Source organism: Salinispora pacifica CNR114, from assembly GCF_000514775.1.
GTDB lineage: Bacteria > Actinomycetota > Actinomycetes > Mycobacteriales > Micromonosporaceae > Micromonospora > Micromonospora pacifica.
This window is the reverse complement of sequence record NZ_AZWO01000013.1, coordinates 103,499-128,012: the sequence shown is the minus strand read 5'-3', so window position 1 is coordinate 128,012 and position 24,514 is coordinate 103,499. Positions and strand designations below refer to the sequence as shown.

Annotated in this window: 26 protein-coding genes; 19 read left to right on the top strand and 7 right to left on the bottom strand. The window is 68.4% G+C overall.

All coding sequences use genetic code 11. The features are described from left to right. Positions 1-29 precede the first annotated feature (29 nt). Positions 30-1,304, top strand: coding sequence for an AI-2E family transporter (locus tag B118_RS0110040; protein ID WP_027645853.1), 1,275 nt, complete (start codon positions 30-32; stop codon positions 1,302-1,304). Between the two features lie 16 nt (positions 1,305-1,320). On the opposite strand, the gene B118_RS0110035 is transcribed toward B118_RS0110040, so the two are convergent. Beyond that, on the bottom strand, positions 1,321-3,381 hold the full coding sequence (locus tag B118_RS0110035; RefSeq protein ID WP_018221606.1) for an ATP-dependent DNA helicase: 2,061 nt from the start codon (positions 3,379-3,381) through the stop codon (positions 1,321-1,323). A gap of 137 nt (positions 3,382-3,518) precedes the next feature. On the opposite strand from B118_RS0110035, the gene B118_RS0110030 reads away from it, so the two are divergent. The 10 genes from B118_RS0110030 (at position 3,519) to B118_RS0109975 (ending at position 12,750) form a co-directional block, all read left to right on the top strand. Further along, positions 3,519-4,025: a DUF402 domain-containing protein gene (locus tag B118_RS0110030; RefSeq protein WP_018221605.1), complete on the top strand. Its 507-nt coding sequence runs from the start codon at positions 3,519-3,521 to the stop codon at positions 4,023-4,025. Between the two features lie 576 nt (positions 4,026-4,601). Then, entirely contained in the window at positions 4,602-5,228 is a 627-nt protein-coding gene (locus tag B118_RS0110020) for a DUF47 domain-containing protein (protein ID WP_018218078.1), read from the top strand. A 3-nt stretch (positions 5,229-5,231) separates the two neighbouring features. Further along, positions 5,232-6,236 carry an inorganic phosphate transporter gene (locus tag B118_RS0110015; RefSeq protein ID WP_018221604.1) on the top strand — a complete coding sequence of 335 codons (1,005 nt, stop codon included), beginning with the start codon at positions 5,232-5,234 and terminating at the stop codon, positions 6,234-6,236. Positions 6,237-6,302: 66 nt separating this feature from the next. Continuing rightward, entirely contained in the window at positions 6,303-7,145 is an 843-nt protein-coding gene (locus tag B118_RS0110010; protein WP_028192718.1) for an NUDIX hydrolase, read from the top strand. Positions 7,146-7,307: 162 nt separating this feature from the next. After that, the gene (phoU, locus tag B118_RS0110005) at positions 7,308-7,952 is read left to right on the top strand and encodes a phosphate signaling complex protein PhoU (protein ID WP_018827492.1); all 645 of its coding nucleotides are present in this window, start codon (positions 7,308-7,310) and stop codon (positions 7,950-7,952) included. Positions 7,953-8,253: 301 nt separating this feature from the next. Continuing rightward, positions 8,254-9,210: a PstS family phosphate ABC transporter substrate-binding protein gene (locus B118_RS0109995; RefSeq protein WP_018818426.1), complete on the top strand. Its 957-nt coding sequence runs from the start codon at positions 8,254-8,256 to the stop codon at positions 9,208-9,210. Between the two features lies 1 nt (position 9,211). Next, positions 9,212-10,159 carry a phosphate ABC transporter permease subunit PstC gene (gene pstC, locus B118_RS0109990; protein WP_018221599.1) on the top strand — a complete coding sequence of 316 codons (948 nt, stop codon included), beginning with the start codon at positions 9,212-9,214 and terminating at the stop codon, positions 10,157-10,159. Then, positions 10,156-11,076, top strand: coding sequence for a phosphate ABC transporter permease PstA (gene pstA / locus B118_RS0109985; protein ID WP_018221598.1), 921 nt, complete (start codon positions 10,156-10,158; stop codon positions 11,074-11,076). The genes pstC and pstA overlap by 4 nt, the downstream gene beginning before the upstream one ends. Before the next feature lie 61 nt (positions 11,077-11,137). Continuing rightward, entirely contained in the window at positions 11,138-12,004 is an 867-nt protein-coding gene (gene pstB / locus B118_RS0109980) for a phosphate ABC transporter ATP-binding protein PstB (protein ID WP_018221597.1), read from the top strand. Between the two features lie 17 nt (positions 12,005-12,021). Next, the gene (locus tag B118_RS0109975; RefSeq protein WP_018221596.1) at positions 12,022-12,750 is read left to right on the top strand and encodes a winged helix-turn-helix transcriptional regulator; all 729 of its coding nucleotides are present in this window, start codon (positions 12,022-12,024) and stop codon (positions 12,748-12,750) included. Here the strand turns inward: B118_RS0109975 and mshD are convergent. From mshD to B118_RS0109960, 3 genes are all read right to left on the bottom strand, one after another. Next, complete coding sequence (gene mshD / locus B118_RS0109970) at positions 12,747-13,670, bottom strand: mycothiol synthase (RefSeq protein WP_028192717.1); 924 nt, start codon at positions 13,668-13,670, stop codon at positions 12,747-12,749. The two genes, B118_RS0109975 and mshD, sit on opposite strands and share 4 nt — an antisense overlap. Before the next feature lie 25 nt (positions 13,671-13,695). Then, entirely contained in the window at positions 13,696-14,550 is an 855-nt protein-coding gene (locus tag B118_RS0109965; RefSeq protein ID WP_033662307.1) for a polysaccharide deacetylase family protein, read from the bottom strand. 122 nt (positions 14,551-14,672) lie between these two features. Next, positions 14,673-15,392, bottom strand: a complete 720-nt coding sequence (locus B118_RS0109960) for a winged helix-turn-helix transcriptional regulator (RefSeq protein ID WP_033662306.1) — start codon at positions 15,390-15,392, stop codon at positions 14,673-14,675. A gap of 243 nt (positions 15,393-15,635) precedes the next feature. Between B118_RS0109960 and B118_RS0109955 the strand changes: the two genes are divergently transcribed. The 5 genes from B118_RS0109955 to B118_RS0109935 all read left to right on the top strand — a co-directional run bounded on the left by B118_RS0109955 (position 15,636) and on the right by B118_RS0109935 (position 19,075). Then, the gene (locus B118_RS0109955) at positions 15,636-16,667 is read left to right on the top strand and encodes a hypothetical protein (RefSeq protein WP_028192716.1); all 1,032 of its coding nucleotides are present in this window, start codon (positions 15,636-15,638) and stop codon (positions 16,665-16,667) included. Positions 16,668-16,746: 79 nt separating this feature from the next. Then, a complete protein-coding gene (locus B118_RS0109950) occupies positions 16,747-17,538 on the top strand; it encodes an LmeA family phospholipid-binding protein (protein WP_028192715.1) in 792 nt (263 codons plus the stop codon). Between the two features lie 18 nt (positions 17,539-17,556). Next, positions 17,557-17,712 (top strand): Ms5788A family Cys-rich leader peptide, encoded by a 156-nt coding sequence (locus tag B118_RS33620; protein ID WP_018221590.1) that lies wholly within the window; start codon positions 17,557-17,559, stop codon positions 17,710-17,712. A gap of 182 nt (positions 17,713-17,894) precedes the next feature. After that, positions 17,895-18,743: a sulfurtransferase gene (locus B118_RS0109940; RefSeq protein WP_028192714.1), complete on the top strand. Its 849-nt coding sequence runs from the start codon at positions 17,895-17,897 to the stop codon at positions 18,741-18,743. Beyond that, positions 18,740-19,075, top strand: a complete 336-nt coding sequence (locus B118_RS0109935) for a DUF1416 domain-containing protein (protein WP_018221588.1) — start codon at positions 18,740-18,742, stop codon at positions 19,073-19,075. Before B118_RS0109940 ends, B118_RS0109935 begins: the two co-directional genes overlap by 4 nt. A 26-nt stretch (positions 19,076-19,101) precedes the next feature. Here the strand turns inward: B118_RS0109935 and B118_RS0109930 are convergent, their stop codons facing one another. Together B118_RS0109930 and B118_RS0109925 are read right to left on the bottom strand one after the other, a co-directional pair. Then, complete coding sequence (locus B118_RS0109930; protein ID WP_028192713.1) at positions 19,102-19,428, bottom strand: hypothetical protein; 327 nt, start codon at positions 19,426-19,428, stop codon at positions 19,102-19,104. Beyond that, positions 19,425-19,829 (bottom strand): DivIVA domain-containing protein, encoded by a 405-nt coding sequence (locus tag B118_RS0109925; RefSeq protein WP_028192712.1) that lies wholly within the window; start codon positions 19,827-19,829, stop codon positions 19,425-19,427. The genes B118_RS0109930 and B118_RS0109925 overlap by 4 nt, the downstream gene beginning before the upstream one ends. 197 nt (positions 19,830-20,026) lie before the next feature. Here B118_RS0109925 and B118_RS0109920 point away from each other — a divergent pair, with 197 nt between their 5' ends. Beyond that, positions 20,027-20,266 carry a winged helix-turn-helix domain-containing protein gene (locus tag B118_RS0109920; RefSeq protein WP_026270737.1) on the top strand — a complete coding sequence of 80 codons (240 nt, stop codon included), beginning with the start codon at positions 20,027-20,029 and terminating at the stop codon, positions 20,264-20,266. 227 nt (positions 20,267-20,493) lie between these two features. Here B118_RS0109920 and B118_RS0109915 read toward each other — a convergent pair whose 3' ends face one another. After that, complete coding sequence (locus tag B118_RS0109915; protein WP_043541147.1) at positions 20,494-21,888, bottom strand: autotransporter outer membrane beta-barrel domain-containing protein; 1,395 nt, start codon at positions 21,886-21,888, stop codon at positions 20,494-20,496. A gap of 749 nt (positions 21,889-22,637) precedes the next feature. Between B118_RS0109915 and B118_RS30150 the strand changes: the two genes are divergently transcribed. Together B118_RS30150 and B118_RS28140 are read left to right on the top strand one after the other, a co-directional pair. Next, complete coding sequence (locus tag B118_RS30150; protein WP_033668039.1) at positions 22,638-23,063, top strand: hypothetical protein; 426 nt, start codon at positions 22,638-22,640, stop codon at positions 23,061-23,063. Continuing rightward, positions 23,038-24,036 carry a pentapeptide repeat-containing protein gene (locus B118_RS28140; protein ID WP_043541141.1) on the top strand — a complete coding sequence of 333 codons (999 nt, stop codon included), beginning with the start codon at positions 23,038-23,040 and terminating at the stop codon, positions 24,034-24,036. The genes B118_RS30150 and B118_RS28140 overlap by 26 nt, the downstream gene beginning before the upstream one ends. The last annotated feature ends 478 nt before the right edge of the window (positions 24,037-24,514 follow it).

Sequence of the window (24,514 nt, the reverse complement as noted above, 5' to 3'; positions counted from 1 at the left end):
AGGAGGTGCGCTTGAGCCGATTCGAGCGGATGCGTGGGGGGCTTCGGCGCGCGTACGAGTCGTATCGGTCCCGGCGGCGATCGGCGGGTCTGCGCGCCGGGACGCCCGGCACCACCTCGGCGGAGGTGGCCAACCCGGCACCAGCCCCGCCGCCACCACCGGCGGTCAGCGGCGTGGAGCCATCCCCGCCGCTGCACAGCTCGACGACCAGCCGGGACGACGCGGATGTGCCGCATGCGCTCCGGATCGGGGCCGCCTGGTCCTGGCGTCTGCTCGCGATCGGGATCGTGGCCTGGGCCCTGCTGCGGATCGTGGGTCAGATCCGGATCGTGATCATTCCGCTGGCCATTGCGCTGTTGCTGTCGGCGCTGCTGGCCCCGGCCGTTGGTTGGCTGCTCCGGGCCCGGTTCCCGCGGTCGCTGGCGACCGCCGTGGTGCTGGTGGGTGGGCTGGCCGCGGTGATCGGCACGCTGACCCTGGTGGTCAATGAGTTCATTCAGGGCGTGCCGGAGCTCAGCGAGAAGTCGTCCCAGGGCGTACGCCAGATCCAGAACTGGCTGCAGACCGGCCCGCTGGGCCTCGACGACCAGCAGCTGAACAACTACATCAACGACGCCGAAGCGTGGCTCAACGAGAACGTCGATGGACTGACCAGCGGGGCGCTCTCCACCGCGGCCACCCTGGCCGAGGTGTTGACGGGCACGATCCTGGTGCTCTTCGCGACCTTCTTCTTCCTGCGTGACGGCAGCCGGATCTGGCGCTTCCTGGTTCGGCTGGTGCCGGTCAACGCCCGCTGGAAGATCGACGACGCCGGCCGGGCCTCCTGGCAGACCCTCGGCGCGTACGTACGGGCCACCGTGCTGGTGGCCTTCATCGACGCGCTCGGCATCGGCATCTTCCTGGTGATCTTCGATATCCCGTTCGCCTTTCCGCTCGCCGCGTTGATCTTCCTCGCCTCGTTCATTCCGATCATCGGTGCGACCTTGTCCGGTGGGGTCGCGGTGCTCGTCGCCCTGGTGGACAGCGGACCGATCACCGCGTTGATCATCTTGGGTGTGGTGATCGGTGTGCAGCAGCTTGAGGGGCACGTGCTCCAACCATTGATCATGGGGCGGGCGGTGGCCATCCACCCGCTCGCGGTGATCGTTGGTATCGCCGCCGGCGTGGTACTCGCCGGGATCACCGGGGCGCTGATCGCGGTGCCGTTGATCGCGGTGCTCAACACGGCCGTACGCCGCCTCGCCATCCGTACCGTTCCGGAGACCCCGTCGGACGCTGTCGTCGTCGCGAGTAAGGCCCCCTGACCCGTCCACCGGAGGACTACCCGGTCGCGCCCTTCGCCAGGCGTTCGAGGGCGCCGCGGGCCACGTCGGGGCGGGTCGTGTACCAGAACGGCGGAAGCGAGCGGCGGAGGAAGGGGCCGTATCCCCGGGCGGTCTCCAGCCGGGAGTCGAGCACCGCGACCACCCCCCGGTCGCCGGTGGCGCGGATCAGCCGGCCCACGCCCTGGGCCAGCCGAACGGCCGCGATCGGCACGCTGACCGCGGCGAACCCCGACCCCCCGTCGGCGTCAACGGCGGCGGCACGGGCAGCGGCGAGCGGCTCGTCCGGTCGTGGGAAGGGCAGCCGATCAACGACCACCAGCTGACAGGCGTCGCCCGGCACGTCCACCCCCTGCCAGAGCGACATCACCCCGAACAGGCAGCTCGCCTGTTCTTCGCGGAATCGGCGGACCAGCAGTGGCAGCGCCTGCTCGCCCTGGAGTAGCACGGGCAGGTCGGTGCGTTCCCGGAGCAGCTCCGCCGCCTGCTGCGCGGCCCGCCGGGACGAGAAGAGCCCGAGCGTCCGTCCGCCGAGCGCCTGGACCAGTTCGAGAAGCTCCGCGCCGGCTGCATCGGGCAGTCCGGAGACGCTGGGCCGGGGTAGGTGCGCGGCGACGTAGAGGATCCCCTGCCGGGCGTAGTCGAACGGAGAGCCGACGTCGAGCGACTGCCAGTCCGGACCGGAGGTGACCGGCGCATCGGTCGTGGCAGCCGGAACCTCCAGGCCCAGAGCCCGGGCAACGGTGTCGAAGCGGCCCCCCAGGGTCAGGGTGGCCGAGGTGGCGACGACGGTGCGTTCTTCGTAAAGGTGGGTGGCGAGGGTGCCGGCCACCGAGAGCGGGGCGACCACCAGCGCCCGTCGCCCGGTGGAGTCGTTGCGTTCCACCCAGGCCACGTCGTGGTCGGCCTCCTCCAACAGCCGTTGCGCGGTGCCGGACAGCTCGTCGAGTACCGCCTTGGCCTGCTGTTTGCGGACCGGGTCCGGGTCGTCGGCCTTGACCTCACCGATCGCGTCGAGCGCCGCGCGGGTCGCGGCGTCAAGCAGCGTGCATGCCTCCTGGAGCGGGGCCGGTAGACCGGTGGTGAGCCGACCTGCGGGGGCCTCGGCGAGCCCGACGGCCAGGGCATCACCGGCCGCGGTGAGCGCCTCGGCCGTCTCCGGGCGGAGTAGTGGGCGGGCTTGACGGGTGGACCGGTCTATTGACTCCGGCACCAGCTCGGCCTGTGCGGCGGAGGAGACCCGATCGGCCAACTCGTGCGCCTCGTCCACGATGAGCAGCTGGTGTGGCGGAACGATGTGTCGCCCGGCGAGCATGTCCACCGCGAGCAGGCTGTGGTTGGTCACCACGACATCGGCCTCGCGGGCGCGGGCCCGGGAGGCGTCAGCGAAGCACTCGGCGCCGAACGGGCAACGGGTCGCACCGACACACTCCCGCGCCGGCATGGACACCAGGCGCCAGGCCTGCTCGTCAACGCCGGGATCTAGCTCGTCCCGGTCGCCGGTGTCAGTCTTCTCGGCCCAGTCGCGGAGCCGCTGGACCTGCCGGCCGAGGCGGCCGGCTTCGCCGAGCCACGCCGTGCCGCCCGGTCTCGGCGCGTCGAAGAGGGTGTCGCCGGGCTCCGCCTCGGTGGCGTTGTCGAGCCGGGCCAGGCAGAGGTAGTGGTGCCGCCCCTTGAGCACGGCGAAGGTGGGCCGCCGGCCGAGCAGCGGCTCCACCGCGTCGGCCAGCCGGGGGAGGTCGTGGTCAACCAGTTGGGACTGGAGCGCGAGGGTGGCGGTGGAGACCACCACCGGGCCGTCAACGGTGAGCGCGGGCGCCAGGTACGCCAGGGACTTGCCGGTGCCGGTGCCGGCCTGCACCAGCAGGTGCTCGCGGGCGGTTACCGCTGCCTCAATCGCTGTTGTCATCTCCTGCTGACCCGGGCGTGCTGCCCCTCCGGGGACCGCCTCGACCGCCGCAGCGAGTAGGTCAGCGCCGGTCACCCCACCGCCGGAGCGCCGGCCGCCGGTTCGGGACTTCGGGCTGGCGGAGTCGGTGGCGGTGCGGGGCGGGGTCACCGTGTGACGGTACCGGGCGGCACCGACTGCCGGCCCCCGGCGGGTGGCGCGGCGTTGTCACGATCCGACATCTGACCGGTGACGTCCAGTTATCTCCTTGCTACGTGTGATCGACCGAATCGGCTAGGGTGCCAGTCATGCCGAGCGACACGGTCCGCGTGATCTACCGCAAGTACGACGGCAGCGCCCACCGCGACTACCCGGCTCGCCGGCTTGCCGAGGACGACCTTGGCGTCTGGCTCGGCGTGCCGGTCGGCACGCCCTCGGTCTACCACGGCCGGCCCTCCGTCGAACAGATCCCGTTCGTGCTCTTGGTACCGCATCACGCGTGGTGGACCGGCATGTTCAACCCGCCGCCGCGGACCAGCGAGGTCTACTGCGACATCGCCAGTCCCGCCCGCTGGGAGAACGACGACACCGTGCATCTCTTCGACCTTGACCTGGACGTGGTGCGCCGGCGTGGCTCCGGTCTGGTGGAGTTGCTGGACGAGGATGAGTTCGCCGAGCACCGTAAGCGGTTCGGCTACCCGGGCGAGGTGGTTACCGAGGCGCACACCGCGGCCCACTGGCTGTTCGCCGCGCTGGGCGATGGCACCGAGCCGTTTGCTACGTCGTACCGAAAGTGGCTGGCGCTGGTCATCTGAACGGGCTGGACCATGCCCCCCACCGACCAGTTAGTCGGGTCGCTCTGGTGGGAGAATTGTCCATTTTTTCGATCTTATCGGTTTCGCGAGTTGTGATCCCTTCTGGGCTCCGACCCGAGGTCCGTGGCATTTCGGGGGTGTTTGGGCCGTTTGGGGTTGATGGGTAGTTGTATGGGTGGGCGGTGGCGCCGGTTTCGGGGTGAGCGGCGATGCCGGTGTTGCCGCTGTCGAGCTGCCCCAGCTGTGCGCGAAGCCGTTCGTGTGAGGTAAATCGCTGCCCCATCCTGAGCGCAGCCCGACAGCGTGCGTTACCGCATGTTCATGCCCTACTTGGGGTGGTGGTGTCGTGGGGCAGGTTCGGCATCGGATGCCTGGGGTAACCGCCGCCTGCCGGCTCGGCACCCTGGGGCGGCAGGCTCCAACCGACAAAGGTGAACAGATGGTTAACTAAATGTGAATGGGAGTGGGCTAGTGGTGGGCCGGTTCATTTGGCATTTCGGCGGCACCTAGCATTCCCACTCGGGTCACCGTGAGGTGGCTGCCACCACCCCCCGCCGACACGACGAGGTCCGTCCTGTGAAGTTTTCCTTCCGCCCGAACGAGGGTGCCTTCTACGAGCTCTTCACCAGGGCCGCGCAGAACCTGGTGCGGGGCACCGAGCTCCTTAACGAGCTGGCCCTGCCTGGCGTGGTGGTGCAGTCGGTCAGCGAGCGGCTCACCGAGGTGGAGCACGACAGCGATCAGATCACCCACGAGCTGTACAAGAAGATCAACTCTACCTTCATCACGCCGTTCGACCGCGAGGACATCTACCGGCTTGGCTCGCTGCTCGACGACGTCATGGACCACCTGGAGGCGGTCGGCAACCTGCTCTACCTGTACGGCCTGACCGAGCTGCCGTCGCTGCCGCGGGAGATGCATGAGCTGGTCAACGTCTTGGACCAGCAGGCGAGGCTGACCGCTGAGGCGATGCCCCGACTGAGGTCGATGCGGGACCTCGAGGACTACTGGATTGAGTGCAACCGCCTGGAGAACGACGGCGACCAGGCGTACCGGATGCTGTTGGTTCGGCTCTTCTCCGGCGAGTACGACGCCTTGACCGTGTTGAAGATGAAGGAGGTCGCCGACGAGCTTGAGGCCGCCTGCGACGCCTTCGAGCACGTGGCGAACACCGTCGAGACAATCGCCGTCAAGGAGTCCTGATCCGTGACCCCTGAACTCATCGCCGTGCTGGCGGTGATCGCAGTTGCGTTGGTCTTCGACTACACGAACGGATTCCACGACGCCGCCAACGCGATCGCGACCAGCATCTCCACCCGGGCGCTGACCCCCCGGGTCGCCCTGGGCATGGCGGCGATCGGCAACTTCATCGGTGCGCACTTCGGTGCGGAGGTCGCCAAGACCGTCGGCAGCGGCCTGGTCGAGCTGCCCACCGGTACGTCCAGCCTGGCGATCGTCTTCGCCGGCGTGGTCGGTGCCATCGTCTGGAACCTCATCACCTGGTACTTCGGCCTGCCGTCGTCCTCGTCGCACGCCCTGATCGGGGGCTTGGTCGGCTCCACGGTGGCGGCGTCCGGCGTGGTGCTGTGGAGCGGCATCGGCCAGAAGGTCGTCATACCGATGATCCTGTCGCCGATGGTTGGTCTCCTGCTCGGTTACATCGTGATGGTCGCGGTGCAGTGGATCTTCCGGCGGGGGCACCCGGGCAAGCTCAACCGGGGCTTCCGTTGGGCCCAGAGCGCCTCGGCCGCGGCCATGTCAGTCGGCCACGGCATGCAGGACGCGGCGAAGACGATCGGTATCGTGGTGCTCGCCCTCTTTGTAGGTGGTTTCCAGGACAGCCCGACGCACATCCCGGAGTGGGCCTTCTGGACCTCTGCCGCGGTGCTCGCCGCCGGCACGTACGCCGGTGGGTGGCGGATCATCCGAACCCTGGGCCGGAAGATCATCGACCTACGGCCGCCGGAGGGCTTCGCCGCCGAGACCGTGGCCAGCTCGGTGCTCTACTTCAACGCGCTGGTGCTGGGCGCGCCGATCTCCACCACCCACACGATCACCTCGGCGATCATGGGTGTCGGCGCCACCAAACGGCTCTCCGCTGTGCGTTGGGGGGTCGCCGGCAACATCGTGGGCGCCTGGATTCTCACCTTCCCGGCTGCCGGCAGCATCGGTGCCCTGACGTACTTCCTGGTTCGTCCGTTGTTCAGCTGAGGTGGGGGCAATGAGGTGGGGGCAGGGGCACTGGGCGTTCCGCCGGCCGGGATCTAGGCTCGCTCCATGACGAGCGACGGCGATGGCTTCCCTGCCCCATCGGCGCTGGTGGAGCACGCCCGCCGGTTCCGCGAGCAGGGGAGCGTTCCGGCAGCACCCCGGGTAGCGGCCACCGTACTGCTGCTTCGCCCCGCCGCCCCGCCGCTGGCCGACCGGGGCGGCTTCGAGGCATACCTGATCCGCCGGGTCGCGGCGATGGCCTTCGGCGGCGTGTACGCCTTCCCCGGTGGCGGCGTGGACCCATCGGATTCGATGGCCCACGTCGACTGGGCCGGGCCGCCCCCGGCGCAGTGGGGGACCCGGCTGGGGCTGGCGCCGACGGCGGCGCAGGCGGTTGTCTGCGCCGCCGCGCGGGAGGTGTTCGAGGAGGCCGGGGTCCTGCTCGCCGGCCCGGATGCCGACACGGTCGTCGGCGACGTTGCTGGCGGTGACTGGGAGGCGGCCCGGGTGGCTCTGGAACGGCGGGAGGTGGGCTTCGCTGACCTGCTCGCCCAGCGAGGGCTCACCCTCCGTTCGGATCTACTGCTGCCGTGGAGCCGGTGGATCACACCCGAGTTCGAGCCGCGTCGGTTCGACACGTACTTCTTCGTCGCCCGGCTACCGGTGGGGCAGCGTACCCGGGATGTCTCCGGTGAGGCGGACCGTACGCTCTGGATCTCCCCGGCCGACGCCTGCGCCGCCGGGGAGCTGGCCATGCTTCCGCCCACCCTGGTCACTCTCGGGCAGGTGGCAGCCTGCCGGGATCTGGCCGGTGTCATCGCCGCCGCGGCGACCCGTGATCCGGCGACCCCGGTGATGCCTCGGCTGGAGGACTCCGGCGCCGGCCCACCCCGGTTTCTCCTGCGCTGACTGGTCAGTCAGGACCCTGCCCCATCGCCGGCGCCGAATTCGGCTGATCCGCGCCGTAGCCGGTAGGTTGCTGTCTATGCGATGTGGCTGACTCGTGGTTTGCCAAGGCGTACCCGCCCTCGGGACGACGGCGGAGCCGCGAGGCGAGCAGGTGGAGGCGCGATGGTCCGGAGCGGCTACGACGAGCAGCTTGATCGGTTGACTGGCGCCCTGGCGGTGATGAGCCGGGAGGCCGCGGCGGCGATCCGGGGTGCGGGCACCGCGCTGCTGGACGTGGACCAGGAGGCGGCCGAGCAGGTCATTCGGAATGACGCGGTCCTCGACCAGCTTCGTTGGGACATCGAGGCGGCCGTCCCGGAGCTGCTCGCCCGGCAGCAGCCGGTCGCCTCGGACCTGCGCCTGGTGCTCTGCGCCATCCGGATCGCGGCCGACCTTGAGCGGATGGGCGACCTCGCCGTCCACATTGCCAAGGTCGTGCAGATGCGGTACCCGGTCATGGTTGTCCCTCCGCCAGCGGCTGCCGTGGTGACGGAGATGGCCGAAGCGGCGGCGCGGATCGCGGAGAAGGCCTCGACCGTGCTCGCCACCCGTGATCCGCTGACCGCCATGCAGATCGGGCTCGACGACGACGAGGTCGACACCGCCCAGTCGCGTCTGTTGTCGCTCCTGTTGGCCAGTTGGCAGTACGGGGTGGAGAGCGCCATCGACCTTGCCCTGGTCGGCCGCTACTACGAGCGGTACGCGGACCATGCGGTCAACGTGGCGCGTCAGGTTGTCTACCTGGTCACCGGCACGATTCGGCTCTAGGCCGGTCGCGCGTCGGCGCCGGTCTCGCAGACCCGTTCTCGCGTCGGCGCCGGTCTCGCAGACCCGGGCGGGCGCAGACCGGGCGGGGCGCTTGGGCGTGCCCCGGACCTTGGGGCTGCGATAGGGACATCTGGGGAGCCGGTGGTCGGAACGTCACAATACTGATGTTCCCGGCCACGATTTTCGTCGTGGAGTTCACTTTTCGTTCACTTAGCGCCGGTCGCGCGGCTACCTGGGCCTTCTACCTTGACTTCTCGTACGGCCCGGACGGGCTGGCACACCCCGATAGAGAGGCTTTCTGGTGAACCGCAACGTGCTTTCGCGGCGCGTCCTCGCCGGCACCGCGCTCGCCGCGCTCGCGCTTACCGGCTGCAGCAGCAACAACGAAAGCGCCGATGGTGGCGAGCAGCTTTCGGGTGAGGTCAAGGTCAACGGCTCCAGCACGGTCGCTCCGCTGAGCGAGGCCGCGGCCACCTTCTACCGGGAGGTTCAGAGCGGCGTCAACGTCTCCGTCGGCACCTCTGGCACCGGTGGCGGCTTCGAGCGGTTCTGCAAGGGGGAGACCGACGTCTCGGATGCCTCCCGTCCGATCAAGGAGTCGGAGATCGAGGCCTGCGAGGCGGCCGGGATCCAGTTCAAGGAACTGGTCGTCGCCAACGACGCCCTCACGGTGGTCGTCAGCAAGGAGAACGACTGGGCCGACTGCCTCACGGTTGACCAGCTCAAGGCGATCTGGGAGCCGAACTCCAAGGTCGCCAACTGGAACCAGGTCGACCCCAGCTTCCCGGACGAGCCGCTGAAGCTCTTCGGCCCGGGCACCGACTCCGGCACCTTCGACTACTTCACCGACGAGATCAACGGTGAGGAGGGCGCCAGCCGTACCGACTACACCGCGTCGGAGAACGACAACGTGGTCGTGCAGGGCGTCGCCGGCACCAAGGGAGGCCTGGGCTACTTCGGCTTCACCTACTTCGAGGAGAACGCGGACAAGCTCAAGGCACTCAAGGTTGACGGTGGCTCCGGCTGCGTCGAGCCGAGCCTGAAGACCGCGCAGGAGAACTCCTACCAGCCGCTCTCCCGGCCGCTGTTCATCTACGTCAGCGACACCGCTGTCGAGAAGGAGCAGGTCGCGGACTTCGTCAACTTCTACATCGAGCGGATCGACGACATCGTCCTCGAGGCGAAGTACGTCCCGCTCACCGAGGAGCAGAAGAGCACCCTCCAGGCTGAGTTCGACGCCCTGAAGGCTGCGGCCTGACGTGTCCACCAGCACCTCGAACGCCGGTTCCGCCGCGGGCAGCGCCCTGCGGCGGGGCCGGCGTCGCCCCGTTGACAGCACCGTCAAGGTCCTGCTCGTCGCTGCCGCGTTGGTCTCGGTCGCCACCACGATCGGGATCGTCATCGCGTTGGTGCAACCGACGATCGGATTCTTCCAGCAGGTCAGCGTCGTTGAGTTCATCACCGGCACGAGCTGGACGCCGACCTTCGCGCAGAAGGCCTACGGCGTCCTGCCCCTCGTCGCCGCCACGCTGACGGTGACCGGCGTCGCGCTGACCATCGCCGTTCCGCTCGGCCTCGGCTCGGCGATCTACCTCTCGGAGTACGCCAACCCGCGTACCCGCAAGGTACTCAAGCCGATCATCGAACTGCTCGCCGGCGTGCCGACGGTCGTGTACGGCTTCGTCGCGCTCTTCGCGCTCAACCCGCTGCTGCAGAAGTGGTGGCCGACCGACAACGGGCCGGCCTTCCAGAACCTGCTCATCGCGGGTATCGCGATGGGCATCATGATCGTGCCGACCATCGCCAGCATCTCCGAGGACTCGATGGCCGCCGTTCCGCGCAGCCTGCGCGAGGGCGCGTACGCGCTGGCCTCCACGAAGATGCAGGTGTCCACCCGGGTGGTGGTGCCGGCGGCGATGTCCGGCATCGTCGCCGCGGTGGTCCTGGGGATCTCCCGCGCGGTGGGGGAAACCATGATCGTGACGATCGCGGGTGGCCTCACCTCTGACCGGATCGTCCTCAACCCGTTGGAGGGGGCGGCGACCATGACCGCCTTCATCGCCAACATCTCCTCGGGCGACATCCCGGTCGGGTCGCTCGACTACGACTCGGTCTTCGCCGTTGGTGCGCTGCTGTTCCTCATCACCTTCGCGCTGAACGCGGTGTCGATCCGGATGGTCCGTCGTTTCCGGGAGGTCTACGAGTGAGCACCCCCACCATCACCACCGAGACCCGACCGGATCCGTCCGCGTCGGGTAACGCGTTGACCCAGCGCCGGAGCCGGCCGGGCGAGGTCGCGTTCCGGCTGGCGATGCAGGCCTGCCTGCTGATCGCCTTCGGTGTCCTCGCCGCCCTGCTGACCTGGGTGCTCGTCAAGGGCTGGAACCGGCTGGATTCCCGGCTGTGGACCGAGATGCCCACCGGTCTGGTGAGCCGGCTGGACGGTGCTGGCGTACAGTCCGCGCTGGTCGGCACGCTATGGATCATCTCGTTGGTCGCGCTGATCTGCCTGCCGATCGGCATCCTGTCCGCGATCTACCTGGAGGAGTACGCGGACAACACCCGTTGGTACAACCGGCTGCTGGAGCTCAACATCCAGAACCTCGCCGGCGTGCCATCGATCATCTTCGGTATCCTCGGCCTGGGGATCATCGCCCGGGCGCTCGGCCTCGGGTTCACGGTCATCACCGCGGCGATCGTGCTGTCGCTGTTGGTCCTGCCGGTGGTCATCATCGCCACCCGGGAGGCCATCCGGGCGGTACCGCAGTCGATCCGGCACGCCTCCTATGCCCTTGGTGCGACCAAGTGGCAGACCGTGTCGCGGCAGGTGCTGCCGTCGGCGGTTCCGGGGATCGCCACCGGGTCGATCCTGGCCCTGTCCCGTGCGATCGGGGAGGCCGCCCCGCTGATCGTTCTGGGCGCGGTCACCTTCATCACCTTCAACCCGGATGGGCTGGACAGCGGGTACACCGCGCTGCCGATCCAGATCTACACCTTCATCACCCGCTCGCAGTCGGAGTACACGGAGCTCGCTGCCGGTGCCATCGTCCTGCTGCTGGCGATTGTGCTCGCGATGAACTCGATCGCGATTTTCGTTCGTAACCGGTTCGAGAAGCGCTGGTGAGTAGTCCGATGACGGACCACCGGCTCCACCGTCCCACCCACCCCATCCAGAGGTGAGCACCGTGAACCCCACCGACACCACCAACCGGCCCGGCGTCAGCATCGCCGGCGTTGGCGCCCAGTCGACCGGAGCCCCCACGCCTGACGTGGCGGACCCGGTGATGGAGCTCTCCGGCGTCAGCGTGTACTACGGCGCCTACGAGGCCGTACGGGATACGTCAATGCCGATCCAGGAGAAGCAGATCACGGCGATGATCGGCCCTTCCGGGTGTGGCAAGTCGACCATCCTGCGGTCGTTGAACCGGATGAACGACCTCATCCCCGGAGCCCGTGTCTCCGGCTCGGTGACCTACCACGGCCAGGACCTGTACACCAAGGACGTTGACCCGATCGAGGTCCGGCGCCGCATCGGCATGGTCTTCCAGAAGCCGAACCCGTTCCCCAAGTCGATCTACGACAATGTGGCCTACGGGCCGCGGGTCACTGGTATGAAGGTCGCCAGCATGGACGACCTGGTGGAGAAGGCGCTGCGGGACGCCGCCCTCTGGGACGAGGTCAAGGACAAGCTCAAGACCAGCGGTCTGGCCCTCTCCGGCGGGCAGCAGCAGCGGCTCTGCATCGCCCGGACGATCGCCGTCCGGCCCGAGATCATCCTCATGGACGAGCCCTGCTCGGCGCTCGACCCGATCGCCACGGCGAAGATCGAGGACCTGATGTCGGAGCTGTCGAACGACTACACGATCGTCATCGTCACCCACAACATGCAGCAGGCGGCCCGGGTAAGCCACTACACGGCCTTCTTCACCGCCGAGGTGGACGAGCGGCAGGAGCGGCACGGTCGGCTGGTCGAGTTCAGCCAGACAGGCAAGCTCTTCACCAACCCAGCGGACAAGCGCACGGAAGACTACATCACCGGCCGCTTCGGCTGATCCCGCGGCCGGTGTCGATGAATAACGTCGTCGAGAACACCAGGGGTGACTACCGAGCGGAGGGACGCTTTCAACTGTTTGTGGTGGATGACGACACGGTTGCCGGCCCAGAGTTGGTGACGGAGTTATCTGCCCTCCGGGTGCACGGGCGCTACTTCCCGCACGCCGCCGAGGCGCTGCTGGCCGCTGGTGCCCTGCAACCGGACGCGGCTGTCGTGTCGGCTGGGATCACCACTATGGCCAGCACGGAGTTGGTCCGACTGCTGGTCGGGCAGGCCGGCATCCCCACCCTGGTCGGGGTGGGGGATGACGACGGGTCGGTGGTCGTCGGGGCGCTCCGGGCCGGCGCCACCGCCTGCGTCCGACGGCCGTACCGGGTGGACGAGGTGGTGCCGATCCTGCGTGGGATCCGACCGGAGACCGCCGGCAGTCTGGATCCGCCGGTCGAGCTGGGCGGTCTGCGAATGGACCCGGCCACCTATGAGGTGACGCTGCACGGCCGGCCGGTGTCGCTGCCGTTGAAGGAGTTCCGGCTCCTGTACTTCTTCATGACGCATGCCGACCGGACGGTCAGCCGGGAGCAGCTGTTGTCGGCGGTGTGGGACGGGTCGACCGGGCAGAGCTCCAACACCCTCACGGTGCACATCAAGCGGCTTCGCAGGCGACTGGAGGCGGAGGGGGAGCCGCAGCCGCTCATCATCACGGTGCGAGGGCTGGGCTACCGGTTCACCCCACCGGAGCGTTAGCCCAGTTGGTAGTTGACATGCGCCGACCAGCGGGCGAAGCCGAGCCGCTCGTAGAGGGCCACCGCGGCGGTGTTGGACTCATCCACGTAGAGCATCACCCGGTCCAGGCCCCGCTGGTCTCGTAGGTATGTCAGCCCGGCCGCGGTGAGCGCTTTGCCGAGCCCTCCGCCGTGGGCGGTCGGGTCAACGCCCACCACGTACACCTCGCCGATGCGGGCGGAGCCGGGCCGGTCGTGGACCTTGGTCCAGTGGAAGCCGAGTAGCTGTCCCGCCCGGTCCACGGCGAGGAGGAAACCGGCCGCGTCGAACCATGGCTCGGCGCGGCGGGCCTGCAGGTCGGCGGCGGTCCACCGGCCCTGTTCCGGGTGGTCGGCGAAGGCCTTGGCGTTGAGCGCCAGCCAGGCGTCGTCGTCGGCCCCGGGCCGGTACGCGCGCAGGGTCACCCCGTCGGGCAGGGGCGGCTCCGGGATCGGGGCGGTGAGGGGCCGGCGGAGCTGCCAGAGCACCCGGGCTCGCCGGTAGTCCAGGTCCACGGCGAGCGCCGCCGCGGAGGGGTGGTCGCCGTGCGCCCAGGCGCGGAGCGGGCCGGTGACGGCCGCGCGTACGCCCCGGGCCAGGGCTCGTCCGGTTCCCCGGCGTCGGTACGCGGGGTGGACCGCCAACTCCACCCCGGTGCCGGCGGCGGGGTCGCTGATGTCCAGGTGCGCGTACCCGGTCAAGGTGCCGTCAGCGGCGCGGGCGGTGAGGTGGCAGGTCGGTGCGTGCGGATCGCGGAGCCGGAGCAAGGTGTGCTCGTCGAAGGGGTCCGCGCCGTCGGCGTCCCCGGCGGCTCGGGCGAGTGCCAGCACGTCGGTGATCTCCGGTGGGTCGAGCCGGTCGGTCCGGACCACCCCGTCGGTGGCGGTTTCGGTGCTGTTCATCCGGTCACGTTAGCCCGGGCGCCGGTCAGGTGGCGTCGGGTGTAAGCCCTGTTACCAGGAACCGGGCGGTGAGCTCGGGCAGGATCCGGTTGAGGGCGTCCACGGTGTCCTCTCGGGGCCCACCCGCATCGTGCAGCAGCACGATCGAGCCGGGTTCCACCCCTTCGAGCACGGTGGTCGTGATGTGATCGGCGCCGGGGCTCTCCCAGTCCCGCGGGTCGATCGTCCAGTGCAGCGGGATCATTCCCAGCTCCTCGACCGCGGACACGATCGAGTAGGTCCAGGCGCCGCCGGGCTGGCGGTAGTACGTGATGGGGGCGTTGGGGACGGCGGCGTGGATCGCGTTGCTGGTCCGGATCAGGTCTGACCGGATCTCGTCCGGCGACCGGGAGCCGAGGGCGATGTCGTGGTTCCAGGTGTGGTTGCACAGGGTGTGCCCGTCGGCCACGATCGCCTGTACCAACTCCGGGTAGGCGCTGGCGTTTTCGCCGGTCACGCAGAAGGTGGCGGTGACCCCGTACGCCCGCAGGGAGCTGAGGACATGTGGGGTGTACTGGGGGTCCGGCCCGTCGTCGAAGGTCAGGGCCACGGCTGAGGTTTCGGTGGTGCGCTGGGTGCCCTCGTCGTAGTAGTCGCTACTCGGGGTCGGCTCTGGAGCGGCTGCGGTGTCGCCGTCGCGCTCCCGCGCTGTCGTGGTGCCGTCGTCCGACGGGGCGGGCTGGTCGGGCGAGTGCGGCGTGGTGGCGTTGCTGGTGTGCGGGTCTCCCGTCGGCGCTAGGCCGCGCCCGATCGCGAACGCGGAGCCGAGCAGCGCGATCACGACGACTGCCGCGATGGCGAGGGAGCGGGTGGCTGGGGTGAGCTGCCTCAGCCCGCCCATTCGGGTGGGATCGCCGCCTTTCATCTGCACCGTAGGTACCCCCGTACTTATCGGTAAGCGGGTCTAGAACATGAGGATAGTCCCGATTATTGGTAATAACCGGGCAAATAGTTAATAGAGGATCAGACGGGAATCGGGGCGGGCTCCGACTCCGGTAGCGCCCGGGCGGGCGGAACAACGAACTTGTAGCCGACCTGGCGGACGGTGCCGATCATCGACTCGTACTCGGAGCCGAGCTTGGCGCGCAGCCGTCGCACGTGCACGTCCACGGTGCGGGTCCCGCCGAAGTAGTCGTAGCCCCACACCTCGCGCAGCAGCTGGTCCCTGGTGAAGACCCGCCCCGGATGCTGCGCCAGGAACTTGAGCAGTTCGAACTCCTTGTATGTCAGGTCGAGGGGGCGGCCCTTCAGCTTCGCGGCGTAGGTGTCCGGATCGATGGTCAACTCGCCGGCCCGGATCGAGCTGTCGGCCCCCGTGGTGCTGTCCGCCAACCGGCCAATCACTAAGCGTAACCGGGCCTCGACCTCAGCCGGGCCGGCTGAGGCGAGGATTACATCATCGACGCCCCAGTCGGCGTTGAGTGCGATCAGCCCGGCCTCGGTGACGACCGCGAGCAGGGGCGCGTTGAGGCCGGTGGCGTGCAGCATGCGGCAGGTGTCCCGGGCCTCGCTCAGCTCGGAGCGGGCGTCGATCACCACGATGTCCGGGCTGGGGCCGGCGACCAGGGTGCGTACGTCGCGGGGGGCGGTGCGGACCGAGTGGGGTAGTAGGTCGAGCGCTGGCAGCACAGCGGATGGTTCACCTGCGCGTGCCGTCACCAGAAGCAGGATCTCCACGATCATCTCCGTCCCGGCGGCGCGGTGGCCGCGCGTCACCCAGCGCACGCTCCGCACTGAGGGCACTGGGGTACTGCGTGGTCCCGGCGTCACTGACGGGCGGGTAAACAGGTTGAGCCTAACCGATCGCCCTGCGTCAACCTTCGGTGCAAATCTGTTTTGTCCGTTATACGCATAACTGAGGGGTAGGTTTTAACGTCGCCGAAACCGTGCGCCCGCGGCGCCGGTGCGGTCTGGCACGATCGGTGGGTGCTTCCCTCCAGCAGGCCCGAGACCGGCCGTGAGCCCTGGCCCGAACAGCCCTCCAGCGGTCCGCCCGCGCCGCGGGCCGGGGGTGACGACGGGCGGCCGGAGCGCGGCGGCCCACGCCGAGCTCGACGGGACGGGGACCCGGGCCGCCGGGCACCGGGCGATCCCGGCGACGGCCTGGAGCAGGACGTGGAGGAAATCCCGCCGATCGCGGTGCGTCGGTCGGTCACGCTGGCCGTCGCCGGCTTCGCGGTGCTGCTCGGGATGGGCCTGGTGCTGGCGGCGCAGACCAGCGGCCCGGGGCACCGGCTACCGTTCACGGTCGTCATCGTCGGCGTCCAGGCGCTCTCGTTGCTGGCCTGGACGATGGCGTTTCGCCCGCCGGCGCTGATGACGGTGGCCGGGGTGGGCGCCGCCGCCGCGATCGTCGCCGACACCGTCGCCGTCCGCAGTGATCCGGCCCGGCTGATGCCGCTGGTGCAGGTCCTGCTGGTCGGCCTGGTCACTGCGGTCGTGGGGCAGTTCGTCCGGCGGGTTGACCGGGCGCAGGTTCTCGAATCGCTGCGCGGCACCGTGCTCATCGTCGCCGGGTCCGTCGCCCTCCCCACCATGATCGTGCTCACCCGGATCCCGATGGGCACCCAGGTCATCACGGTCTGCCTGGTCGCGGCCGGGGTGGCGCTCGCCGTCGCCCGGATCACCGACGCGTTCGCCGCCTGGCCCCGGCTGGCCCCCCAGGTGCCACGGGGCGCGGTCGGCGTGGTTGGCGGCGCCATGGTCGGCACCATGGTCAGTGCGCTCCTGGGTAGCTATCTCGTCACCCCGTTCACCCCGACCCGGGCTGCGATCATGGGGCTCGTCGCGGCGGTCGTCGCCGTCCTGGCCGACCTCGCCGTTGGGTTTGCGGAGGTGGGTCGGGAAATGGCCGGCGAGCCGACCCCCGGGTGGGCGATTCAGTACATCCAGGGTCCACTCACCGGCTTCGCCCTCGCCGCGCCGGCCGCGTACGTCCTGTGCAGGCTGGTCCTCTGAGCGGTCGAAGCGCCACGGTCCGGGTAACCTCGCCGCAGCGACAGCGGTGACAGGAGCGATGACGGTGCCAGGAGGAGCTGTGACGACCGACGAGCGCCCGTACCAGGACGAACGCCCCCGATCCCGGCGTGGGCGGCGCATACTCGTCGTGCTCCTGGTCCTGCTTCTGGGCCTGGTCGGGCTGGTGGTGGTGGCCGACCGGGTGGCGGCGGGGGTCGCCGAACGCGCATTGACCGAACAGGTCCGCGAGGAGCTCGTCAAGGAGGGTGTTCAGGCCGGGCCGCCCGAGGTCGAGATCGGCGGTTTTCCCTTTGTCACCCAGGTCCTCGACGGCCGCTACGAGCGCATCTCCATCCGGCTCACTGAGGTCCGGGGATCAGTCCAGGGCAACGTGCTGGCCCTGCCGACCCTCGACATCGACGCCTACGACGTGACGGCCCCGCTGGACACCCTTCGGTCCGGACGGGGCGGGGTGACCGCCGGGAGCGTCACCGGCACCGGCACCATCAGCTACGACAGCCTCGCCTCCCGGCTCGACCAGGAGGGGTTGCAGTTGGGGGAGCGGGACGGTCGACTCGCGGTGACCGCTCCGGTGGAGCTCCTCGGGCAGCGCGTGCCGGTCAGCGGTACCGCCGACATCACGATCGACCAGGGCCAGGTGTCGCTGCGGTTCACCGACCTGACCGCCGACGGCCTGCCGAACGGGTCGCTGGTCCGGGCGTTGCTGAGCACCTTCGCCGAGGGCATCTCCGTTGACCTGCCCCTGCCGGTGCTCCCGTTCGACCTCACCGTCAGTGAGGTCCGGCCGCTACCCGAAGGGCTGCAGGTCACCGCGGAGGCGGCCGAGGTGCCGATCCACGCGGCGAGCTGAGTCGAGTACGCGTCCCGGATGGTGGTTGAGCTGTGGCACGCGGCGACATCGCTGGTAGTCTCTCTGCCCATGGGGATGTTCCTCACCAAACGGCGCGCGGTCGACCTGTGCCGTGTGGCCGCCTGCCTGTGTCGCCCCGTCCGGTTGACGGCGGGGCTGTTCTCGGCCGCCTAACGCGGCCCCCCGGTGCCCAGGGTCTGCGCACCTGACTGGTGCCCCCTCCTGCGCCAACCCGTTTCGCCGTCGCACGAACCCGTGATCCCGATCCGAGCCATGGGTCCCGCGCGTGGTGGACCACTGAGGCACCATGACTTCCGCGCGCTGGCTCACCATCCATCCTCACCAGGAGTGATCTGATGAGTCGTGACACCGCACTCGTCTCGGCCGACTGGGCCGAGAAGAACCTCGAAACCCGGGGTGTCGTCTTCGTCGAGGTCGACGAGGACACCTCGGCCTACGACACCGGCCACCTGCCCGGTGCGATCAAATTGGACTGGAAGACCGACCTACAAGACCAGGTCCGCCGGGACTTTGTGAACAAGGACCAATTCGCGGCGCTGCTCTCCGAGCGGGGCATCGCCAACGACGACACCGTCGTCCTCTACGGCGGCAACAACAACTGGTTCGCCGCGTACGCGTACTGGTATTTCGCGCTCTACGGCCACCGTGAGGTCCGGCTGCTCGACGGCGGCCGCAAGAAGTGGGAGTTGGACGCCCGCCCGCTGACCACCGAGGTGGTGTCCCGTCCGGCGACGCGGTACGTGGCGCAGGAGTCGGACCACACCATCCGGGCGTTCCGCGACGAGGTGGTCGCCGCCATCGGTACGAAGAACCTGGTCGACGTGCGCAGCCCCGACGAGTACGCGGGACGCCTGCTCGCCCCCGCCCACCTCCCGCAGGAGCAGGCGCAGCGCGCGGGCCACGTGCCCACCGCGATCAGCGTGCCGTGGTCCAAGGCGGCCAACGAGGACGGCACCTTCAAGTCCGACCAGGAGCTGCGCGAGATCTACGCCGCGGCGGGGCTGGACGACAGCCGGGAAACCATCGCCTACTGCCGGATCGGTGAGCGCTCCTCGCACACCTGGTTCGTGCTCCAGGAGCTGCTCGGCCACCGGAACGTGAAGAACTACGACGGCTCCTGGACCGAGTACGGCTCACTGGTCGGCGTGCCGGTGGCGCTCGGCGACGAGCCCGGGGAGAAGTGAACGCCATGACTGCTTCGACTGCGGCCGGGTGCGCCGCCCCAGATCAGGCCGCCCCGCTGCCGGCCAGCCTCGACCTGGAGAAGGAGACCGTCATCACCGGCGTTGTCCGCGACGCTGCGGGTGAGCCGGTGACCGGTGCGTACGTCCGCCTGCTCGACTCCACCGACGAGTTCACCGCCGAGGTGGTCACCTCTTCGGCCGGACAGTTCCGCTTCTTCGCGGCGCCAGGCACGTGGCGACTGCGTGCGCTGTCTCGGCACGGCAACGGCGACCTCATCGTCACCGCCAGCCGGGGCATCAACGAGGCGATCGTCCCGGTCGCCGTCGACTGACCGACGCGTTGTCCGACTGCGGCCCGCTACCTTTGGTGGCGGGCCGCAGTCGTCCGGTCGCGTCGCGCGCGGCCGACGATGGGCCGGAGGAACCGTCGGGAACAGCCACCGTCGTGCTCGGGCCGCAGCCGGCAGCGCCAGCCGTGTTCCAGTAGCCGGTCGCAGAAGACCTGATGGTGTACGTCGGGCGCGCCGGTGACGGAGACGGTCGTCTCGCCGAGCACCAGCTCAGGCAGGAAGCCCAGGGAGCGGGCCAACGAACGGGCGAGTAGGCGTGCGCCGGCGAGGTCGTCGGCGCGCAGGGTCAAATGGACGACGAAGCGTGGTCGTTCGTCGGGGTCGGTAGCGGTCATGCCCGTACGCCCGGGGTGAACCGGGACTGCCAGTCGCGCAGCGCCCGCTTGATCCGGATGTTCTCGTCCCGGGTACTCCTCAGCTCGGTCTGCAGCGCGGACAGGTCCGCTGCGACCCGATAGAGGAAGAGTTCCACCTCGGACGCGTCGAGCCCCCGCCGGACCTGTGGGAACTGCTGCTGGCGTACCTGTTCGGGGGTCAACGGCCAGCGCGTCGTCGACCGGTGGTGCCCGCCCGCGTTGCCGGCGAACGGCCGGTGGCGGTCCGCATCGCTGTCGGTGTCGGTGGGACGACCTACGTTCGCACCGGTCAGCGAGCCGGCGCGAGTAGCGGGCTGGCTCGGGGCGGGGCGGTTTCGCCAGTGACGGAAGCGTCGGAACGGGTTATGCACGTCAACCACCTCTCCGGACCGGACGGGCAGGGGTGAGCCGTGTCCAGCCCACCCCGACCGGGGAATCGGGCCTACTCGTTGCCACGCGAGGAGGACCTGTCGGCAAACTTATGCGCGTAAGGCGCAAGAGTCAAGGCTCGGGTGAGCATCGGCTTGTCGAGGTGCCGGGATGCGTGATCGAATCAACGAGCCACGCGAGGAGCGCCATGCCTGCTGTACCGGATTACCTGAGAATCTCTAACCGAATCATGACGGAGGTCGAGAGCGGCAAGCTCAAGCCGGGTGAGAAGCTTCCGTCGATCGCCCAGCTCTGCGAGCTGCATCAGGTCGGCGCGTCCACGATCCGCCAGGTGTTCATCCGACTGGAGGCACTGGAGGTGATCAACCGTCGCCAGGGCAAGGGCGTCTTCGTGACCGATCCGAAGACGTGGCTCCGTAAACCCTGACCCGCAGGTGTCGCCCGGTCGTCCCGGCGATAGTCGGGGTCCTGCTGGTGCCGGGTTCCTGCGGGGCCTGACTGCCGAGGCCAGACGGGCGTTCACCGCCGGTAGCGGCTCGTCGATCTACCGCTGGCGCGCGAGAGCGGCTCTGCTCACCATCCGAAGGCCCGAAAAGGTTCCCGTCCCGCGCCGGTGGGCGCGGGACGGGAAACCACGTGATGCCTGTTCAGGTTTTACCCGGCGCAGCCGGGCACATCGCCGGAGCAGTTGTTCGGTCGGTTCTTGATCACGACAGTGCCGGTAGCGGTGTTCAGTACTACCGTGCCGTTCGCTTCGTTGAAGATGCCGCCGCCGTCGGTGATGGCGATGTTCTTGACGATCTTGGTGGTGAATAGGGTGAGTATGCCGTTGTCAGTGTTGTAGACGCCGCCGCCCAGGTCGGCCTGGTTGCCGGTGACGGTCGTGTTCCGCAGTACCAGCTCGGCGTCGTTGTAGATACCGCCGCCCTCGATGGTGGCGTAGTTATTTTTGATGACGCTGTCTTCGACGACCACGGCGGCATTCACATTGGTTGCCAGGCCGCCACCACGGGCTGTACTGGCCGTGTTGTTGGCGATGGTGACGGAATTGAGGGTGAGTTGGGTGTTGGTGTTCGCGAGGACACCGCCAGCCTCCCCGGCGTGGTTATCCGTTATATGGGTGTCCGTGACGATTCCGGTGCCAGCGCCGATGAACAGGCCGCCAACAGTGTCCTGGGCCTGATTGGCGACAATGGTGCTGTGATTGATCCGGACTGAGCCCAAGCTTTCCACTCCAGCCACAGCGACGGCGGTATTGGCGTGTACGCGGGATTTGCTGATTTCGAGCACGCCGGAGCTCGTGATGCCTCCGCCGTTGACGCCAGCAGAGTTGCGTCCGATTTTGGAGTTCTTGATTCGGGCGGTGCCGTTGTTGGCGATACCGCCACCTGAGGCATTGGTGATGTTGCGGGTGACGGTGCTGTGGTTGGTGGTCAATGCTCCGCCGGCGTTGACCAGGATTGCTCCGCCCGCACTGTCGGTCTGTCCGCCGGTGATGGTGAGTTTGTTGAGGGTGAGCTCGCCGCCGGTGTCAACGGTGATGATGCGGAATGGGTCGACGGCGGCGGCACGTTCGATGGTGGTGTGTTTGCCGCCGTTGAGGGTGATGGGGGCGGTGATGGTGGGTAGGCCGCTGCCGTCGAGGTCGGCGGTGAGTAGGTAGGTGCAGTCTTTGGCGAGGTCGAGCACGGCACCGCCGCGGGCGTTGGCGAGGGTGATCGCAGCGATGAGGGCGTCTGGGTCGCAGGGGATCGGGGTGCCCTTCGGCCTTGCCCCCTTCCTTCCCTCCTTCTTGTCGTCCTTGCCGCTGCCCCGATTGTCATGCTTGCCGCCGTCGCGTTTGCCGCGTTGGTCGTCAGCGGAGGGCCGTTCGTCCGCGGTGCTGGGGGCGTGTTCGGCGTCGGCGGCGGCGGGGGCGGCAGCGACGCCGACGGTGGTGAGGGCCAGGCCGGTCATTGCGACCAGTCCGAGCGCCCACCATCGTGACCTCAACCGGTGCCCGTCGGGCTGGACAGAGTCGAGTTTGTGGGTGTGGTGCTGATGGTTCATCGCGGTCTCGGTGTCCTTCCCCGTCAACGACGAGGAGCCATCGACCCCGCACCTCGGGGCGGTGCTCCTCGGCTACCAGGCCGGCGGTAGCAACCACCTTGAGCTAACCCGACAACGAGTCACATCAAGACATGAAACCGTACAAACTACTCAAATGATTGCTGTGGCCGTCGCTGGCCGCAGACCGCCCTGATGATCCACAACTACCTGACTCGCTGTCCGCATCATGCTCCCCGCCGTAGTCAGGGCCCTGCCGGCGCGGCTGGCATCGGTAGCCGAGTTCGTTCCTTCGTTGACGCCCTGCCGACCGCGGAACCCGGTCCTGCGTGGCCGTGGCACCGACCGGGTGGCCTGGACTCGCCCGTACGTCTACTCGGCTGACGTGTGCCGCAGGCCTACCGGGCGGCTGTGTCGCCCGACCAAGGGCCGGCGGCCTAATAACTGGCTATGTCCGAAAAATAGCATAGAGATTGATAAGCGGACCCTAGTGGTAATGCCGGGGCGCTGCCCTCGGCGGCGGTCTCTGGGACCGTTGTCGAGGAGATAGTGACAAATCGAACGTCCGTTTGAACATTGTGTGCTGCTTATCAGTGTGATCGTTCACTACATTCACAGCCCTGACATTGATTTAGCCTCGGTCGGGGCTCTAAGATTTCGTCGACTTCGGTGTTCTCCCGTAGCTTCCGGTTGCCAGCGGCCAACCGCCGGCCAACCGGTGGAACAAGGAAGGGGGCGGCTATTGTTCGCCTATGCCGTTCGAGCCCCTTTCCACTATGGAGTCAGCCCTCTGGGGGCTGCTAGGTAGCTTCATCGTGGAAGCACTCGAACTCGGCGCTGCGTTGCGACGTGCGAAGACCCTGCCCTGGAAGCGCCCCGACGAACCAGGGCTCCCCGCCTACCTGGCCTCAGTCGTGCTTCGGCTCGCCGCTGGCGCGGGACTCGCCGCCCTCAGTGGAGCGGACGGGCGCCTGGCCAGCCCCTTAGCCGCCGGGCTCCTCGGCATCACCGCACCGCTACTGATCGAAAAAATTCTGCGCCAGGTTGACCTGGCGCCGACCGAAGCCGCCACACCACACCACCACTCGACATTACCCCTCAGTCGTTCCTTACCACCCCCGGTAGCAAAGGACCAGAAGCTGGCCTCAGGAGATGCGGATTCTTCCGATGTCGACTGACTCCTTCCGCCGTCAACTCGTGCTTGCGCTCGGTCGTTCCACCCCCGCCTTTCACGCACCACGAGTAGCCCGACCTGGCCGTCTAAGAAACCTCCTGGCTGCCTTGGCCCGACGCACCCCAGCCTTCACCAGCCAACAACCCGGTAGCCTGCCCAGCGCCGATCTCCACCAGGACGACTCTCGTGTCGCCGACCTCCGCAAGAACGACCTGGCTGGCGCGGAGCCCAACAACAGGGCTCTTCGCGAGGCCGACCTGGTCGGAGTCGACCTCGCCCGCGCCAACTTCGCCGGAGTCGACCTCACCGGCGCGAATCTCGCCGGTGTTGATCTGCGTGGCGCGGACCTCACCGACGTCGACCTCACCGGTGCGAATCTCGCCGGTGTTGATCTGCGTGGCGCGGACCTCACCGACGTCAACCTCGCCGGCGCGCTCCTCATCGGTGCCAACCTCGCCGGTGCCAACCTCGCCGGTGCCAACCTCGCTGGGGTCGACCTGACCGCCGCCAACCTCCGCGGTGTTGACCTAGCCGGCGTCGACCTCGGTGGCGTCGAACTGGCCGCCGCCAACCTCACGGCGGCCGACCTTACGCAGGCCGATCTCACCGGCGCGTTTCTCATCGGTGCCGACCTCACCGGTGTTGACCTTGCCGGCGTCAACCTCGCCGGTGTTGACCTTCGCGGAGTCAATCTCACCGGCGTCAACCTCACCAGCGCCGACCTCCGCGAGGCCAACCTCGACCGCGCCAACCTCACCGGCGTCAACCTCTGTGAGGCCAACCTCTACGGTGCCGTTCTCACCAGTGCCAAACTTGCGGGGGCGCGGTGGGATTGGGCCACCATCTGGCCGCCCGAGCGGGCGGCGGAGATCTGGTTCCGGTCGGCGGAACGACCGGACCAACCGGGTGTCTACGTCGTGCTACCAGAAGCCGGCGGCCGGGATCGCCCACCCGTTGCCGTAGGACCGGGCACGTAGGCGTCGGCGTGGTCGCTGCCGCCGTCACAGACCGGCCTATCGAGGGGTCCGAGGCTGCGGCAGGCTGTGCTGATGTCAGAACCATGCGTACGAGTTCCGGTAGATCAGCTCCGACAGGTGTTTGAGCTGCTAATAGCTCAGGTGGCGGCGGGCGGAGAAGCTGACCTCCCGATCCCTCAGGACTATTTTTGGTCAATATCGTCACCTGAACGGTACGACGTGTACAATGAGCCGGATTCGTTCACAATCGGACAGGTGTCCGAATCTTGGTCCAATCTTCGGGGAATGCTTGAGGATGACTCGAAGACTCTTGGTTATGGGCTTGTCTGGCTCGCTGATGTTCTGCGGGCAATAGGTGATGAGGCTGTGGGCTAACCACAAGCGAAACGACTGTTGACTTCGCAATCGTCAGTTGCGTGGGCGGCTCTCCTTCCGAAGTGGCACCCAGTTAGGAGTGGTGGCGGCTCTACTGGCCAGC

Coding starts and splice junctions, on each gene's coding strand:
- phoU (WP_018827492.1), top strand. CDS start 7,308: ATGGTCCGGAGCGGCTACGACGAGCAGCTTGATCGGTTGACTGGCGCC.
- B118_RS0110010 (WP_028192718.1), top strand. CDS start 6,303: ATGACGAGCGACGGCGATGGCTTCCCTGCCCCATCGGCGCTGGTGGAG.
- B118_RS0109975 (WP_018221596.1), top strand. CDS start 12,022: ATGAATAACGTCGTCGAGAACACCAGGGGTGACTACCGAGCGGAGGGA.
- B118_RS0109915 (WP_043541147.1), bottom strand. CDS start 21,888: ATGAACCATCAGCACCACACCCACAAACTCGACTCTGTCCAGCCCGAC.
- B118_RS33620 (WP_018221590.1), top strand. CDS start 17,557: ATGGTGGTTGAGCTGTGGCACGCGGCGACATCGCTGGTAGTCTCTCTG.
- B118_RS28140 (WP_043541141.1), top strand. CDS start 23,038: ATGCGGATTCTTCCGATGTCGACTGACTCCTTCCGCCGTCAACTCGTG.
- B118_RS0109930 (WP_028192713.1), bottom strand. CDS start 19,428: ATGACCGCTACCGACCCCGACGAACGACCACGCTTCGTCGTCCATTTG.
- B118_RS0109920 (WP_026270737.1), top strand. CDS start 20,027: ATGCCTGCTGTACCGGATTACCTGAGAATCTCTAACCGAATCATGACG.
- B118_RS0109940 (WP_028192714.1), top strand. CDS start 17,895: ATGAGTCGTGACACCGCACTCGTCTCGGCCGACTGGGCCGAGAAGAAC.
- mshD (WP_028192717.1), bottom strand. CDS start 13,670: ATGAACAGCACCGAAACCGCCACCGACGGGGTGGTCCGGACCGACCGG.
- B118_RS0109960 (WP_033662306.1), bottom strand. CDS start 15,392: ATGATCGTGGAGATCCTGCTTCTGGTGACGGCACGCGCAGGTGAACCA.
- B118_RS0109965 (WP_033662307.1), bottom strand. CDS start 14,550: ATGGGCGGGCTGAGGCAGCTCACCCCAGCCACCCGCTCCCTCGCCATC.
- B118_RS30150 (WP_033668039.1), top strand. CDS start 22,638: ATGCCGTTCGAGCCCCTTTCCACTATGGAGTCAGCCCTCTGGGGGCTG.
- B118_RS0110040 (WP_027645853.1), top strand. CDS start 30: ATGCGTGGGGGGCTTCGGCGCGCGTACGAGTCGTATCGGTCCCGGCGG.
- B118_RS0110030 (WP_018221605.1), top strand. CDS start 3,519: ATGCCGAGCGACACGGTCCGCGTGATCTACCGCAAGTACGACGGCAGC.